Origin of the sequence: Clavibacter sepedonicus, from assembly GCF_000069225.1 — a bacterium.
In the GTDB taxonomy this organism is placed as follows: Bacteria; Actinomycetota; Actinomycetes; order Actinomycetales; family Microbacteriaceae; genus Clavibacter; species Clavibacter sepedonicus.
Window position 1 is genome coordinate 755726 of record NC_010407.1, and the last position, 14996, is coordinate 770721.

General features: G+C 70.9%; 14 protein-coding genes and 4 tRNA genes. 16 read left to right on the forward strand and 2 right to left on the reverse strand.

Going from position 1 to position 14996, the window contains the following annotated elements:
* Positions 1-15 precede the first annotated feature (15 nt).
* Positions 16-88, reverse strand: a tRNA-Val gene (locus CMS_RS03560).
* Positions 89-368: 280 nt separating this feature from the next.
* On the opposite strand from CMS_RS03560, the gene CMS_RS03565 reads away from it, so the two are divergent.
* The 16 genes from CMS_RS03565 to CMS_RS03640 all read left to right on the forward strand — a co-directional run bounded on the left by CMS_RS03565 (position 369) and on the right by CMS_RS03640 (position 14390).
* Positions 369-440: transfer RNA gene (locus CMS_RS03565), tRNA-Gly, on the forward strand.
* Between the two features lie 64 nt (positions 441-504).
* A tRNA-Cys gene (locus CMS_RS03570) sits at positions 505-578 on the forward strand.
* Between the two features lie 10 nt (positions 579-588).
* Positions 589-663: transfer RNA gene (locus tag CMS_RS03575), tRNA-Val, on the forward strand.
* 158 nt (positions 664-821) lie between these two features.
* A complete protein-coding gene (thrS, locus tag CMS_RS03580) occupies positions 822-2876 on the forward strand; it encodes a threonine--tRNA ligase (protein WP_012298140.1) in 2055 nt (684 codons plus the stop codon).
* A 2-nt stretch (positions 2877-2878) separates the two neighbouring features.
* Positions 2879-3463, forward strand: a complete 585-nt coding sequence (locus tag CMS_RS03585; protein ID WP_012298141.1) for an HIT family protein — start codon at positions 2879-2881, stop codon at positions 3461-3463.
* Positions 3464-3476: 13 nt separating this feature from the next.
* On the forward strand, positions 3477-4379 hold the full coding sequence (gene pdxS, locus CMS_RS03590) for a pyridoxal 5'-phosphate synthase lyase subunit PdxS (protein ID WP_012298142.1): 903 nt from the start codon (positions 3477-3479) through the stop codon (positions 4377-4379).
* Complete coding sequence (gene pdxT, locus CMS_RS03595) at positions 4369-4998, forward strand: pyridoxal 5'-phosphate synthase glutaminase subunit PdxT (RefSeq protein ID WP_012298143.1); 630 nt, start codon at positions 4369-4371, stop codon at positions 4996-4998. The genes pdxS and pdxT overlap by 11 nt, the downstream gene beginning before the upstream one ends.
* Positions 4999-5074: 76 nt before the next feature.
* Positions 5075-5842, forward strand: coding sequence for a YebC/PmpR family DNA-binding transcriptional regulator (locus CMS_RS03600; protein WP_012298144.1), 768 nt, complete (start codon positions 5075-5077; stop codon positions 5840-5842).
* A gap of 51 nt (positions 5843-5893) precedes the next feature.
* Positions 5894-6508 carry a crossover junction endodeoxyribonuclease RuvC gene (gene ruvC / locus CMS_RS03605; RefSeq protein WP_012298145.1) on the forward strand — a complete coding sequence of 205 codons (615 nt, stop codon included), beginning with the start codon at positions 5894-5896 and terminating at the stop codon, positions 6506-6508.
* 17 nt (positions 6509-6525) lie between these two features.
* Entirely contained in the window at positions 6526-7170 is a 645-nt protein-coding gene (gene ruvA / locus CMS_RS03610; RefSeq protein WP_012298146.1) for a Holliday junction branch migration protein RuvA, read from the forward strand.
* Positions 7167-8246 (forward strand): Holliday junction branch migration DNA helicase RuvB, encoded by a 1080-nt coding sequence (gene ruvB, locus CMS_RS03615; protein WP_012298147.1) that lies wholly within the window; start codon positions 7167-7169, stop codon positions 8244-8246. Before ruvA ends, ruvB begins: the two co-directional genes overlap by 4 nt.
* Before the next feature lie 76 nt (positions 8247-8322).
* Positions 8323-8706, forward strand: coding sequence for a preprotein translocase subunit YajC (yajC, locus tag CMS_RS03620; protein ID WP_223842715.1), 384 nt, complete (start codon positions 8323-8325; stop codon positions 8704-8706).
* Positions 8707-8832: 126 nt separating this feature from the next.
* On the forward strand, positions 8833-10644 hold the full coding sequence (gene secD / locus CMS_RS03625; RefSeq protein ID WP_012298149.1) for a protein translocase subunit SecD: 1812 nt from the start codon (positions 8833-8835) through the stop codon (positions 10642-10644).
* Positions 10644-11654 carry a protein translocase subunit SecF gene (gene secF / locus CMS_RS03630; protein ID WP_012298150.1) on the forward strand — a complete coding sequence of 337 codons (1011 nt, stop codon included), beginning with the start codon at positions 10644-10646 and terminating at the stop codon, positions 11652-11654. The genes secD and secF overlap by 1 nt, the downstream gene beginning before the upstream one ends.
* Positions 11651-12010, forward strand: a complete 360-nt coding sequence (locus tag CMS_RS03635) for a rhodanese-like domain-containing protein (protein ID WP_012298151.1) — start codon at positions 11651-11653, stop codon at positions 12008-12010. The genes secF and CMS_RS03635 overlap by 4 nt, the downstream gene beginning before the upstream one ends.
* A 130-nt stretch (positions 12011-12140) precedes the next feature.
* Positions 12141-14390, forward strand: a complete 2250-nt coding sequence (locus CMS_RS03640; protein ID WP_012298152.1) for a RelA/SpoT family protein — start codon at positions 12141-12143, stop codon at positions 14388-14390.
* Here CMS_RS03640 and CMS_RS03645 read toward each other — a convergent pair.
* Complete coding sequence (locus CMS_RS03645) at positions 14369-14944, reverse strand: type IV toxin-antitoxin system AbiEi family antitoxin (protein ID WP_012298153.1); 576 nt, start codon at positions 14942-14944, stop codon at positions 14369-14371. The genes CMS_RS03640 and CMS_RS03645 overlap by 22 nt on opposite strands.
* Between the last annotated feature and the right edge of the window lie 52 nt (positions 14945-14996).

Genomic DNA, 14996 nt, shown 5'->3' on the forward strand with positions numbered 1-14996 from the left:
GGGGCAGTGCTTCGGTGGGCGATACCGGACTCGAACCGATGACCTCTTCCGTGTGAAGGAAGCGCGCTACCAACTGCGCCAATCGCCCGTGCTCGCACCGCGGACGGTGCGCGTCCATGATGCCATACCGCGAGGTCGGTCACGGTCACGGGGTGCCGAGCGCGTGGTCCGGACGACGGCGTCCACGCGACACGCCCGGGTCGCCGTCGGGTGCCGCTCCACCCGATCCGCGTGAACACGGGGAGAACGGCACGTGAGCGAGGTGACGCGAGCGATCGGCCGGGCGTCGTTTTGCACCGGCGACGGGAGATCGGCTAGAGTCATCGAGCACGCAGGGTTGCCGGGAAGCCGGGAGCAGCGAGCGAAATGCGGATGTGGCGCAGTGGTAGCGCATCACCTTGCCAAGGTGAGGGTCGCGAGTTCGAATCTCGTCATCCGCTCGAACAGGGGCCCTGAGAGGGGTCCCTTTCACAAGGTGGGAACCACCGGTGTGGAAGCACCCATGGTGGGGTGGCCGAGAGGCGAGGCAGCGGCCTGCAAAGCCGTCCACGCGGGTTCAAATCCCGTCCCCACCTCCAGCAAGTGCATGAGCGATTGGCGCAGCGGTAGCGCGCTTCCCTGACACGGAAGAGGTCGCTGGTTCGATCCCAGTATCGCTCACCACCAGAAGGCCCCGGGAGACCGGGGCCTTCTGCTTTTCCCGGACGCTCTCGGCCGTGCGGCCCCGCCGCCGACGAGATCGGCGCCCCTCCCGTCGAGGAGGCCGACCCGCGCGCCGGTAGTCTGGATCGGTTCCCTCCCCGTCCCGCAAGGAGCCCGCAGTGGTAGACGCCGCCCAGCCCGAGATCCACGACGAGGCCGCGCCCGCGGAGACGACCGGGCAGCCGGTCGAGGCGACGGAGGCGGGCACCGGGTTCACCCTGTTCAGCGACCGCGCCGTCGTCGCCATGCGCATCGACGGGGAACTCAAGGACCTCGCGGCGGAGGTCGCCCCGGGCGACGTCGTCGAGCCCGTGCGGATCGACTCGCCCGACGGCCTCGCGATCCTCCGGCACTCCGCCGCCCACGTCATGGCGCAGGCCGTGCAGCAGATCAACCCGGAGGCGAAGCTCGGCATCGGCCCGCCCGTCACCGACGGCTTCTACTTCGACTTCGACGTCGCCGAGCCCTTCACGCCCGAGGACCTCAAGGCCATCTCCAAGAACATGGAGCGCATCGTCCGGCAGGGCCAGCGGTTCACGCGCCGCGTCGTCTCCGAGGAGGAGGCGCGCGAGCTGATGGCCGCGGAGCCCTACAAGCTGGAGCTCATCGGCCTCAAGGGCGGCTCGAGCGATGAGCTCGGCGAGGACGGCGAGTCCGTCGAGGTCGGCGGCGCCGAGCTCACGGTCTACGAGAATGTCGACGGCAAGACGGGCGAGGTCTTCTGGCGCGACCTGTGCCGCGGGCCGCACCTGCCGAGCACGCGCATGGTGGGCAACGGCTGGGCGCTGTCCCGGGTCGCCGCCGCCTACTGGCGAGGATCCGAGAAGAACCCGCAGCTGCAGCGCATCTACGGCACGGCGTGGCCCACCAAGGACGAGCTGCGCGCGTACCAGGGCCGCATCGAGGAAGCGCTCAAGCGCGACCACCGCCGCCTCGGCGCCGAGCTCGACCTCTTCTCCTTCCCGGACGAGATCGGATCCGGCCTCGCGGTCTTCCACCCCAAGGGCGGCATCATCCGCCGCGAGATGGAGGACTACTCGCGCCGCCGCCACGAGACGGCCGGCTACGAGTTCGTCTACTCGCCGCACATCACGAAGTCCAACCTGTTCGAGACGAGCGGCCACCTCGACTTCTACAAGGACGGCATGTTCCCCGCCATGCACCTCGACGAGGCGCGGAACGACGAGGGGGAGATCACGCGCCAGGGCGCGGACTACTACCTCAAGCCCATGAACTGCCCGATGCACGTGCTCATCTACCGCTCGCGCCAGCGCTCCTACCGCGAGCTGCCGCTGCGCCTGTTCGAGTTCGGCACGGTGTACCGCAACGAGAAGTCCGGCGTGATCCACGGGCTCACCCGCGTGCGGGGCATGACGCAGGACGACGCGCACATCTTCACGACGCGCGAGCGCATGGCCGACGAGCTGAAGGGCACGCTCGAGTTCGTGCTGTCGCTGCTGCGCGACTACGGCCTCGACGACTTCTACCTCGAGCTCTCGACGAAGGACCCGGAGAAGTTCGTCGGATCCGACGAGGTGTGGGAGGAGGCGACCGAGACGCTGCGTCAGGTCGCGGTCGACACGGGCCTCGAGCTCGTGCCGGATCCCGCGGGCGCCGCCTTCTACGGCCCCAAGATCTCGGTGCAGGCGCGCGACGCCATCGGCCGCACGTGGCAGATGTCCACGATCCAGCTCGACTTCAACCTGCCCGAGCGCTTCGGCCTCGAATACACGGCGAACGACGGCACGCGCAAGCAGCCGGTGATGATCCACCGCGCGCTGTTCGGTTCCATCGAGCGGTTCTTCGGCGTGCTCACCGAGCACTACGCGGGCGCGTTCCCGGTATGGCTGTCGCCCGTGCAGGTCGTCGGCATCCCCGTCGCCGAGGACTACGAGGAGTACCTCGGCGGCGTCCTCGACCGGCTCCGGGCGGAGGGCGTGCGCGTCCAGCTCGACACCAGCGACGACCGCATGCCCAAGAAGATCCGCACGCACACCAAGGCCCGCGTGCCGTACCAGCTCATCGCGGGCGAGGACGACCGGGCCGCCGGATCCGTGAGCTTCCGGTTCCGCGACGGCACGCAGGTCAACGGCGTGCCCGTGGCCGAGGCCGTCGAGCGCATCACCGGCGCCATCGCGCGCCGGGAGCAGGTGGTGACCGCGTGGCCCGTCTGACGATGTCGGACCACGAGTCCGGGGGAGAGGACGAGCGGGGACAGGTGCGGGTCGACGACCCCGGCCACCTCGCGGGCGTGCCCGATGAGTTCCAGCGCCTGTGGCCCCCGCACCGCATGGTCTACATCCAGAAGGGCCAGCAGCCGGATCGCGACGAGTGCCCGTTCTGCATCGCGCCGTCGATGTCGGACGAGGACGCGTTGATCGTCGCGCGCGGCGAGCACGCTTACGTCCTGCTCAATCTCTTCCCGTACAACAGCGGCCACCTGCTGGTCTGCCCGTATCGTCACATCGCGACCTACGACCTCGCGAGCCCCGAGGAGGTCGCCGAGATCGGCTCCCTCACGCAGACCGCCATGCGGGTCGTGCGCGAGGTGTCGCGGAACGACGGCTACAACATCGGCATGAACCAGGGGCAGGTGGCGGGCGCCGGTATCGCCGAGCACCTGCACCAGCACATCGTGCCGCGGTGGGGGCAGGACGCGAACTTCCTGCCGATCATCGCGAAGACCAAGGCGCTGCCGCAGCTGCTGGGCGACGTGCGCGCATCCATCGCGGCAGCCTGGCCCGCCCCCGCGGGCGAATAGGATAGGGACCACAATGACTGACACCAACACCACCGGACAGGTCGGCTCGAACCGCGTCAAGCGCGGACTCGCGGAGATGCTCAAGGGCGGCGTCATCATGGACGTCGTCAACGCCGAGCAGGCGCGCATCGCGGAGGACGCGGGAGCGGTCGCCGTCATGGCGCTCGAGCGCGTCCCCGCCGACATCCGCTCGCAGGGCGGCGTCGCCCGCATGAGCGACCCCGACCTCATCGACCAGATCAAGGCCGAGGTCTCCATCCCCGTCATGGCGAAGGCCCGCATCGGCCACTTCGTCGAGGCGCAGGTCCTCCAGTCCCTCGAGGTCGACTACATCGACGAGTCCGAGGTGCTGAGCCCGGCCGACTACGTGAACCACATCGACAAGTGGGGCTTCACCGTCCCCTTCGTCTGCGGTGCCACCACCCTCGGCGAGGCGCTCCGCCGCATCACCGAGGGCGCGGCCATGATCCGCTCCAAGGGCGAGGCCGGCACGGGCGACGTCTCCGAGGCCACCAAGCACATCCGCACCATCAAGTCCGAGATCCGCGCGCTCAGCGCCCTCACGCACGACGAGATCTACGTCGCCGCGAAGGAGCTGCAGGCTCCGTACGACCTGGTGCTCGAGGTCGCGCGCACCGGCCAGCTGCCCGTCGTCCTCTTCACCGCGGGCGGCGTGGCCACCCCGGCGGACGCGGCGATGATGATGCAGCTCGGCGCCGACGGCGTGTTCGTCGGATCCGGCATCTTCAAGTCGGGCAACCCGGTGGCGCGCGCCAAGGCCGTCGTCACCGCGACCGCGCTGTTCAACGACCCCGACGCCATCGCCGAGGCGTCGCGCGGCCTCGGCGAGGCCATGGTCGGGATCAACGTCGCCGACGTGCCCGCACCGCACCGCCTCGCCGAGCGTGGCTGGTAGCACGCCGGCTCCGCACGGCGACGGCCCGCTCGTCGGCGTCCTCGCCCTGCAGGGGGACGTCCGCGAGCACGTCCGCGTGCTCGAGGGCTTCGGTGCCCGGACGAGGCTCGTGCGACAGCCGAAGGACCTGCCCGGCATCTCCGGTCTCGTGATCCCCGGCGGCGAGTCCACCGTGATGGACAAGCTGTCGCGCCAGTTCGGGATCGCGGAGCCGTTGCGCGCAGCCATCGACGACGGCCTGCCCGTCTACGGGACGTGCGCCGGGCTGATCATGCTGGCCGACGAGATCGTCGACGCGATCCACGACCAGCGGGGCATCGGCGGGCTCGACGTGTCCGTGCGGCGGAACGCCTTCGGATCGCAGACGGCCTCCTTCGAGGTGGACCTCGACGTGCCCGCGCTGGGCGCGCCACCCGTGCACGCCGTCTTCATCCGGGCACCCGTGGTCGCCTCCGTCGGCCCCGCGGCATCGGCGCTCGCATCGCTCGACGACGGCCGCGTGGTCGCCGTGCGCCAGGGGGCTCTCCTCGGCACATCGTTCCACCCGGAGGTCACGGGCGACCTCCGCTTCCACCGCCTCTTCCTCGACATGGTCGAGGACGCGGGCCGCACCCTCTGACCTCTCCGGTCCCCGGCGGCGTGCCCGGATGGTCCATCATTGACAGCGAGCAGACGCCGCGTAAGGAGAACCACCCGTGTCCGGACATTCCAAGTGGGCGACCACGAAGCACAAGAAGGCGATCATCGACTCGCGGCGCGCCAAGTCGTTCGCGAAGCTGATCAAGAACATCGAGGTCGCGGCCAAGATCGGCGGCGCCGACATGTCCGGCAACCCGACCCTCGTCGACGCGGTGCAGAAGGCCAAGAAGACTTCCGTCCCGAACGACAACATCGACCGCGCCGTCAAGCGCGGAGCCGGCCTGCTCGGCGAGGTCGTCGACTACCAGACGATCATGTACGAGGGCTACGCGGCCAACGGCGTCGCGATGCTCGTCGAGTGCCTCACCGACAACAAGAACCGCGCGGCCGCCGAGGTCCGCACGGCCATGAGCCGCAACGGCGGCACCATGGCCGACCCGGGCAGCGTCGCCTACAACTTCCACCGCAAGGGCGTCATCGCGGTGCCGCACGCGGATGCGCCGACCGAGGACGACGTCCTCGCGGCCGTGCTCGACGCGGGTGCGGAGGACGTGACCGACCACGGCGAGGTGTTCGAGATCCGGTGCGAGCCGTCCGACATGGTCGGTGTGCGCCAGGCGCTCCAGGAAGCGGGCATCGACTACGACTCCGCCGACGTCGAGTTCGTGCCGCAGGTCAAGGTCGAGGTCGACCTCGAGACCGCGCGCAAGGTCAACAAGCTCGTCGACGCCATGGAGGACCTGGACGACGTCCAGAACATCTACGTCAACAGCGACGTGCCCGCCGACGTGCAGGCCGCGCTGGACGACGACGACGAGGAGTAGGACCCCATCGCGGGGGCGCGGGGGAGCGGCGCGGGCGGCAGCGGCCCGTCCGTGCGGATCCTCGGGATCGACCCGGGCCTGACGCGTTGCGGCGTCGGCGTGGTCGACGTCTACGCCGACCGTTCGGCCCGGCTCGTCGACGTGCAGGTCGTGCGCACGAGCCCGACGGCCGAGCTGCACCACCGGCTGCTCGCGGTCGGCGACGGCATCGAGGAGCTGGTGGACCGGCACCGGCCGTCGGTGGTCGCCGTCGAGCGCGTCTTCGCGCAGGACAACCTCTCGACTGTCATGGGCGTGGCGCAGATCACCGGCGTCGCGCTCGTGGGCGCGGCCCGGCGGGGGCTCGACGTCGCGCTTCACACGCCGAGCGAGGTCAAGGCCGCCGTCACCGGCTACGGCCAGGCCGACAAGAGGCAGGTGGCCACGATGGTCGCGCGGATCCTCGGCCTCGACGAGCTGCCCACTCCCGCCGACGCGTCCGACGCCCTCGCCCTCGCCATCTGCGCCGGGTGGCGGGCGGGGATGTCCCGCGCCGGCATCGCCGGGACCCAAGCGCCGACGCGCACCGGTGTCGCGTCCGCGGCGGACGCCGCCGCGGGCGCCGGACCGACCGCGGCGCAGGCCGCGTGGCTCGCGGCCGAGCGTGCGCAGCGGGGTCGGCGCTAGCTCGTAGGGTTGGGGGCGTGATCTCCTCCCTCCGCGGCACCGTGCTGTCCGTCTCCGGTCAGACCCTCCTGCTGGAGGTGCACGGGGTGGGCTACGGCGTCTCGGTGACGCCGCGGCACGCGCTCGAGCTGCGGCACGGATCCGAGGCCACCGTGCTCACGTCGCTCGTCGTCCGCGAGGACTCGCTCACCCTCTTCGGCTTCCCGGGGCCCGACGAGCTGCGGGCCTTCGAGCTGCTCTGCGGCGTCACGGGCGTCGGCCCGAAGTCGGCGCTCGCGGTTCTCGAGCACCTGGATCCGGAGGCGATGGCCCAGGCCGTCGCGGCCGAGGACGACGCCGCGTTCCGCCGCGTCTCCGGCATCGGCCCGAAGACGGCCAAGCTCATCGTCCTGCAGCTGGCGGGCAAGCTCTTCGTGACCCAGCCGCGCACCCGCTCGGCGTCGTCCGCCGCATCCACCGTCACGGCCGACGTCGTCACGGCCCTCATCGGACTCGGCTGGTCGGAGCGCGTCGCCCGCACCGCGGTCGACGACGCCGCGGCCGCTGCGGCCGAGCAGGGCCTCCCCGCCGACATGCCGCGCCTGCTGCGCGTCGCGCTCGGGATGCTCGGGCCGCAGCAGCCGGCGGGCGCGCCCGCCGCGGCGCAGGCGGCCGACCGGTGAGCGGCCTCGCCCACGGCGACGCGTCCAGTCCCGTCCCGGAGTCCGACGCGGAGCTCGCGTTCGAGGGGGCCCTCCGCCCACGGTCGCTGTCCGAGTTCGTCGGCCAGGTCAAGGTGCGCGGACAGCTGGAGCTGCTGCTCACCGCCGCGGCCATGCAGAACCGCTCGCCCGACCACATCCTCCTCGCCGGCCCTCCCGGCCTCGGCAAGACGACGCTCGCGATGATCGTCGCCGAGGAGAGCCGCCGTCCGCTGCGCCTCACGAGCGGTCCGGCCATCCAGCACGCGGGCGACCTCGCGGCCGTGCTGTCGGCGCTGGTGCCCGGCGAGATCCTCTTCGTCGACGAGATCCACCGCATGGCGCGCTCGGCCGAGGAGATGCTGTACCTCGCCATGGAGGACTACCGCATCGACATCATGGTCGGCAAGGGCGCGGGCGCCACGTCCATCCCGCTGGAGCTCTCGCCGTTCACGCTGGTCGGCGCCACCACGCGCTCGGGCATGCTGCCGAGTCCGCTCCGCGACCGCTTCGGCTTCACCGCGCACCTCGAGTTCTACGAGACCCACGAGCTCGAGCAGGTGATCGAGCGGGCCGCCCGCATGCTGCACCTCGAGATCGAGCACGAGGCGGTCGCCGAGATCGCGGGCCGCTGCCGGGGGACGCCGCGCATCGCGAACCGGCTGCTCCGCCGTGTGCGCGACTACGCGCTCGTGCACGGGACGGAGGCGGGCCTCGAGTCGGTCCGGGCCGCGCTCGACCTCTACGACGTGGACCCGCTCGGCCTCGACCGCCTCGACCGCGCCGTCATGCGCGGCATCCTCACGCGCTTCGGCGGCGGACCGGTGGGGCTGAACACCCTTGCGGTATCGGTGGGGGAGGAGGCGGAGACGATCGAGTCGGTCGTCGAGCCGTTCCTCGTCCGCATCGGGCTGGTGACGCGCACGCCCCGCGGCCGCGTGGCGACACCGGCGGCATGGGAGCACTTCGGCCTCGAGGCCCCCGCCGCGCCGGGTGCTCCCGGTCGGGCACCGGGTCCTTCCGGAGCCGCCGGGGCCCTCCACAGCGATGAACTATGATTCAAGCTGGCCTCCCGCGGAACGTCGCCGGTTCGTCGTGTCCGTCACATCCCAGCACCTGAAAGGCCCGTCCCGCATGGACCCGTTCACCCTGATCATGTTCGCCGTCCTGGCGCTGCTCATCTTCTTCATGTTCCGCAACAGCCGGAAGCGCCAGAAGGACCTCGCGGCGCTGCAGACGCAGATGGTGCCCGGTGCCGAGGTCATGACCGCGTCGGGCATCTACGGCACGCTCGTCTCCTTCGACGAGGAGAACAACCTCGCCTACCTCGAGGTGTCGCCCGGCACGGTGCTGAAGCTGCACCGCCAGACGATCGCCCGCGTGGTCGAGCCGACCGTGGCCGACGACGCGTCCGTGCTGGTGGACGACGCGCCCGCAGCCGGCGTGGTCGACGAGGCCGGCACGAGCGACGCCTCGCGTCGCCTCGACGAGGGCGACGCCCCCACCGCGCGCTCCTGATCCCCTGGCGGGCGGCCACCGGCCGCCTGCCCCACCGGGCGCCTCCCCGCCCGGTCCCGCTTCCCCCTCCATCCGGAGCGCCGCGCGGATCCCGCCGGCCCACCGCGAAGAAAGTCGAGTGTCCAGGTGGCCAAGTCGCCCACACCGGTACGCAAGGCCAGGCGCAAGCTCATCTGGCTGCTGGTCATCATCGGAATCCTCGCGGGCGGCAACGCCGCGAGCGTGGCGTTCAGCAACGGGTCCTGGACCCCGAAGCTCGCGCTCGACCTCGAGGGCGGCACGCAGATCATCCTCGCGCCACAGCTCGACGGCGCGTCGTCCGGACCCACGAGCGAGCAGCTCGCCCAGGCGGTGTCGATCATCCGCCAGCGGGTCGACGCGAGCGGCGTCTCCGAGGCGGAGATCACCACGCAGGGCGGCAGCAACATCGTCGTGAGCCTGCCGGGCGAGCCCGACGCGGCCACCATGCAGCGCCTGCAGTCCTCGGCCAAGCTCGAGCTGCGTCCCGTGCTCATCGGCGCGGCCGGCACGGCGTCGGTCGCCCCGACGCCCACGCCCACCGACGGATCGGCTCCCGCGGACGGCACGACGCCGACCGACGGATCCACCCCCGCGGCGGAGGCGCCGGCGGCCACGCCCGATCCCTCCACCCTCTCCGACGAGCCCACCGCGGAGCCCACGGGCCCCAGCGACGTCTCCTGGGTGACGCCGCGTCTCCAGGCCGAGTTCGCCGCGTACGACTGCGCGACCGCACCCGAGAGCGATGGGCAGGCGGCTCCGGCCGACCGCGCGATCATCGCGTGCTCCGACGACGGCGCCGCGAAGTACGTCCTCGGCCCGGTCGAGGTGGACGGCAGCACGATCTCCGACGCCACGAGCGGCCTGCAGCAGTCCAGCCAGGGCGTCAGCACCGGCACGTGGTCGGTCAACCTGGTCTTCGACGGCGACGGCACGAAGCAATTCGGCGACATGTCCACCCGCCTCATCACGCTGGAATCGCCTCGCAACCAGTTCGCGTTCGTGCTCGACAACGAGGTCATCTCCGCGCCGGTCACGCAGGGCGTCGTCACGAACGGCAAGCCGTCCATCACCGGCAACTTCACGCAGGAGAGCGCCAAGGCGCTGGCCGACCAGCTCAAGTTCGGCGCCCTCCCGCTCAGCTTCACCTTGCAGAGCTCGGACGTCATCTCGGCCACCCTCGGCTCGTCGCAGCTCACCAGCGGCCTCATCGCGGGACTCATCGGTCTCGTGCTCGTGGTGCTCTACTCGCTCGTGCAGTACCGGGCGCTCGGCATGGTGACGATCGCGTCGCTCGTGATCGCCGCGGTGATCACGTACCTGCTCATCACGCTGCTCAGCTGGCGGGAGGGGTACAGGCTGTCTCTCGCCGGGGTGGCGGGGCTCATCGTGGCCATCGGCATCACGGCGGACTCGTTCATCGTGTACTTCGAACGCATCAAGGACGAGCTGCGGGACGGCCGCGGGCTCGTCTCCTCCGTCGAGCAGGGGTGGAAGCGCGCGCTGCGCACGATCATCGCGTCCGACACGGTCAACTTCCTCGCGGCGGCGGTGCTGTTCATCCTCGCGGTGGGCAACGTCAAGGGCTTCGCGCTCACGCTCGGGCTCACGACGATCATCGACCTCATCGTCGTGTCGCTGTTCACGCACCCGATCCTGCAGCTGCTGGCGAATCGGCGCTTCTTCGCCGAGGGCCACCGCATGAGCGGGCTCGACCCGCGGGCGCTGGGTGCGGTGTACCGGGGCCGCGCCACGTTCCGCACCCCCACCGCCACCACGGGACGCCGCGCCGCCGCGGCCAAGGAGGCGGCACGTCGGCAGACCATCGCCGAGCGAAAGGCCGCCCAGCAGGCGACAGGATCCACGAAGACCGCGACGATCGACGCGCCGCGGGCCGACGACACGAGCAGGGACGACTGATGGCTGGCTTCTCCGAGTTCGGCAACGACCTCTACACGGGCAAGCGCTCGTTCGACATCGTCGGGCGCCGCCGTCTCTGGTACTCGATCGCCGCGATCTGCATCCTCGTCTCGGTCCTCGGCCCGCTGCTGCGCGGCGGCTTCACGTTCGGCATCGAGTTCACGGGCGGATCCGAGTACACGGTGAGCGGGGTGCAGTCGCAGTCGCAGGACATCGCGAGCGACGCCGTCGCCACCGTCACCCCGGTGCCGGCCCGCGTCTCGTCCGTCGGGTCCGACGGCGTCCGCGTCCAGACCGACCAGCTGCAGCCCGCCGACAGCACCGCCGTGCGCCAGGCGCTCGCGACGGCGTACGGCGTCGAGACGTCCAGTGTCACCGAGTCCTTCATCGGGCCGTCCTGGGGCCAGGACATCACCCGTCAGGCGCTGTGGGGACTCGTCGTGTTCCTCGCGCTGGCCGCCGTCGTCATGTCGGTCTACTTCCGCACGTGGAAGATGTCCGTCGCGGCGATCATCGCCCTCCTGCACGACCTCGTGCTCACCGCCGGCATCTACGGCATCACGGGCTTCGAGGTCACCCCGGCGGCCGTCATCGGATTCCTCACGATCCTCGGGTACTCCCTCTACGACACGGTCGTGGTGTTCGACAAGATCCGCGAGAACACCGCGGAGGACGGGCAGGAGTCCCGGCGCACGTTCGCGCAGTCGGTCAACCTCGCGGTGAACCAGACGCTGGTGCGCTCGATCAACACCTCGATCGTCGCGATCCTGCCGGTCGGCTCGATCCTCTTCATCGGCGCCGTAGTGCTCGGCGCGGGCACGCTGCGCGACATCGCGCTGTCGCTGTTCATCGGCATCATCGTCGGCACCTACTCGACGATCTTCATCGCGGCCCCGTTGTACGCCCACCTCCGCGAGGGCGAGCCCAAGGTAAAGCGCGGGGACGCCCTGGCAGCGTCGGCCGCGAGCCGCGCCCAGGCCGAGCGCGCCGCCGTGACCGTGGAGTCGTGACGAGCTCGCAGGGCGCCGGCGTCCCCGAGGACCTCGACGCCGCCACCGCCAAGGCCCGCACCGCGACGGGGGACTCCTGGCTCCTCGACGTGCGCGAGCCGGACGAGTGGGAGGCCGGCCACTCCGCCGTCGCCCACCACATCCCGATGGGCGAGCTCGAGGCGCGCGTCGCCGAGATCCCGACCGACCGGCACATCGCGGTCGTCTGCCGCTCCGGCCACCGGTCGGGCATCGCGACCCAGGCGCTCCTGCGCGGCGGGTTTGCGGCCTCGAACGTCACCGGCGGCATGCACGCGTGGTCCGAGATGGGCGGCGACGTCGTCACCGACGACGGGCAGCCCGGCCGCGTCGCCTGAGGCGCGACCTCGGCGCCCCGCCGTGTGGCCGCCGCCTTCCGAGGCCTCCGACCCCGTCGCCCCCCCGTGGTCGGGAGCTCTCGGGTGCGGTGATAATTTGGTCTCCAGCACACGCCTGGGAGGCTGAACGATGACGGAGACGACCTCGAGCACGGCTTCCCTCCGGCGCCTGGTGCCCCGCCTGTTCTCCCGGGCCCAACCGGCCGGCGCCGTCGAGCAGCTGATCCGCACCGCGCGCCTGCACCACCCCAAGGCCGACATGAGCCTCATCGAGCGGGCGTACGCCGTCGCCGAGCGGGCGCACGAGGGCCAGAAGCGCAAGAGCGGCGAGCCGTACATCACCCACCCGGTCGCGGTGGCGCAGATCCTCGCCGATCTCGGCATCGGCCCCAAGACCCTCGCGGCCGCCCTCCTCCACGACACGGTCGAGGACACCGAGTACACGCTCGACATGCTGCGCCACGACTTCGGCGACGAGATCGCCATGCTCGTCGACGGCGTCACGAAGCTCGACAAGCTGAAGTACGGCGACAGCGCGCAGGCCGAGACGGTGCGCAAGATGGTCGTGGCCATGTCCAAGGACATCCGTGTCCTCGTCGTCAAGCTCGCCGACCGCCTGCACAACGCGCGCACGTGGGGCTTCGTCGAGTCCGCCTCCGCCGAGCGGAAGGCCAAGGAGACCCTCGAGATCTACGCGCCGCTCGCGCACCGCCTCGGCATCTCGACCATCAAGTGGGAGCTCGAGGACCTCTCGTTCGCGGTGCTCTACCCGAAGATCTACGTCGAGATCGAGAACCTCGTGAAGCAGCGCACGCCGCAGCGCGAGGAGTTCGTGCAGCAGGTGATCGACAGCGTCAACGACGACCTGCGGGCCGCCAAGATCCGCGGCAAGGTGGCCGGCCGGCCCAAGCAGTACTACTCGATCTACCAGAAGATGGTCGTGCGCGGCCGCGAGTTCGACGAGATCTACGACCTCGTCGGCATCCGCGTGCTGGTCGACTCGCTGCGGGACTGCTACGCCGTCCTCGGCGCGATCCATGCCCGCTGGACGCCCGTGCCCGGGCGCTTCAAGGACTACATCGCCACGCCCAAGTTCAACCTCTACCAGTCGCTGCACACGACCGTGATCGGGCCGAAGGGCCGGCCGGTGGAGATCCAGATCCGCACGCACGAGATGCACCAGCGCGCCGAGTTCGGCGTCGCGGCGCACTGGAAGTACAAGGAGCGCATGAACGGCGGGCGCGCCGCCGAGGTGTCGCCCCAGGGCGACACGGACCTCGCCTGGCTCGCGCACATCTCCGACTGGCAGTCCGAGACGGCGGATCCGGGGGAGTTCCTCGACTCCCTGCGCTTCGAGATCGGGGCGAAGGAGGTCTACGTCTTCACGCCGCACGGGAAGGTGATCGGCCTGCCCGCCGGCGGGACGCCCGTGGACTTCGCCTATGCCGTGCACACGGACGTGGGTCACCGCACCATGGGGGCGAAGGTGAACGGGCGGCTCGTGCCGCTCGAGAACCCGCTCACCACGGGCGACGTGGTCGAGGTGTTCACGTCGAAGAACCCCGACAGCGGTCCGAGCAAGGACTGGCTCGCGATCGTGAAGAGCGCCCGCGCGCGCAACAAGATCAAGCAGTGGTTCACCAAGGAGCGGCGCGAGGAGGCGATCGAGCAGGGCAAGGACGCCATCGCCCGCGCGATGCGCAAGCAGAACCTCCCGCTGCAGAAGCTCATGAACCAGGACGCGTTCTCGGACGTAGCGCAGAGCATGAAGTACGACGACGTCGCGGCGCTCTACGCCGCGGTCGGTGAGGGGCACGTCTCGACCCAGTCGGTGATCGAGAAGGTCCTCTCCTCCATCCAGGGCGACAGCGGCGGGGAGGCCGAGGAGGTCTTCGCCGTCACGCAGCGCTCGCGCGTGTCGCGGAACAGCGACTCCGGTGTTCTCGTGCGCGGGGCGCCCGACATCCTCGTGAAGCTCGCCAAGTGCTGCACGCCGGTGCCGGGCGACGAGATCATCGGGTTCGTGACGCGCGGCGCGGGGGTCTCCGTGCACCAGGCCAACTGCCACAACGTGGACTCGCTGCGCGCGGAGCCCGACCGCATGATCGAGGTGGAGTGGGCGCCGTCGTCCAAGAGCCTGTTCCTCGTGCACATCCAGGTGGAGGCGCTCGACCGGTCCGGCCTCCTCAGCGACGTCACGCGCGTGCTGTCGGAGCACCACGTCAACATCCTCTCCGCGTCCGTCTCGACGTCGTCCAACCGGCTCGCCATCAGCCGCTTCGTCTTCGAGATGGGCGACGTAACGCACCTCGACCGGGTGCTCAACGCGGTGCGCCGCATCGACGCGGTGTACGACGTCTACCGGGTCAGCGGCGGCTGACGAGCATCCGCGCCGCGCCCGCCCTCGGCGTCGTCCCGCGGTGCGGTGCGGCGGGCCAGGGCATCGAGCCGGGTAAGCGCACGGCGCTTGTCGGGAAGCGCGCCGGAGGCGGCGAGGTGCTCCCGCGCGGCTGCGTCCGTCACCCCGGGCAGCGTCAGCAGGCCGAGGCACGCGTCCTCGTGGAACGGGGAGAAGTCGGCGACCGTGCGCGCGATGTCGCACAGCGTCCGCAGCGGCGTCGTGATCCGGAGGCCGGCCAGCACGATCGTGTCGCGCTCGTCGAGCACGACCTCGCGGATGCGCACGTTGCGCAGCGCCGGCGGGTGGCAGCGCGCGACGCTGTCGACGCAGTACTCGTGGGTGCGGGGCGGGGTGCGGACGGCGCCGTGCACCCACGCGGCGAGCGCCGCGGCGCGGAGCCAGGGCGAGGCCAGCTCGTCGACGGGGGAGTAGCAGGCATCCACCTCGTATACCTCGCCGTCGAGGCGGGCGGAGCAGAGCTCGGCGAGGGGGAGGTCGAGCACGGACAGGACGGGCGCGAGGCGGGGTGACATGCGCGCACCATGCCATCGCGCGCCGCCGGACGGGCGACGGCCCGGGATCCTG

Excerpts from the sequence above, each read along its gene's own strand:
- CMS_RS03585 (WP_012298141.1), top strand. The coding sequence starts at position 2,879 with ATGTCGGACCACGAGTCCGGGGGAGAGGACGAGCGGGGACAGGTGCGG.
- pdxS (WP_012298142.1), top strand. The coding sequence starts at position 3,477 with ATGACTGACACCAACACCACCGGACAGGTCGGCTCGAACCGCGTCAAG.
- yajC (WP_223842715.1), top strand. The coding sequence starts at position 8,323 with ATGGACCCGTTCACCCTGATCATGTTCGCCGTCCTGGCGCTGCTCATC.
- secF (WP_012298150.1), top strand. The coding sequence starts at position 10,644 with ATGGCTGGCTTCTCCGAGTTCGGCAACGACCTCTACACGGGCAAGCGC.
- CMS_RS03640 (WP_012298152.1), top strand. The coding sequence starts at position 12,141 with ATGACGGAGACGACCTCGAGCACGGCTTCCCTCCGGCGCCTGGTGCCC.
- CMS_RS03645 (WP_012298153.1), bottom strand. The coding sequence starts at position 14,944 with ATGTCACCCCGCCTCGCGCCCGTCCTGTCCGTGCTCGACCTCCCCCTC.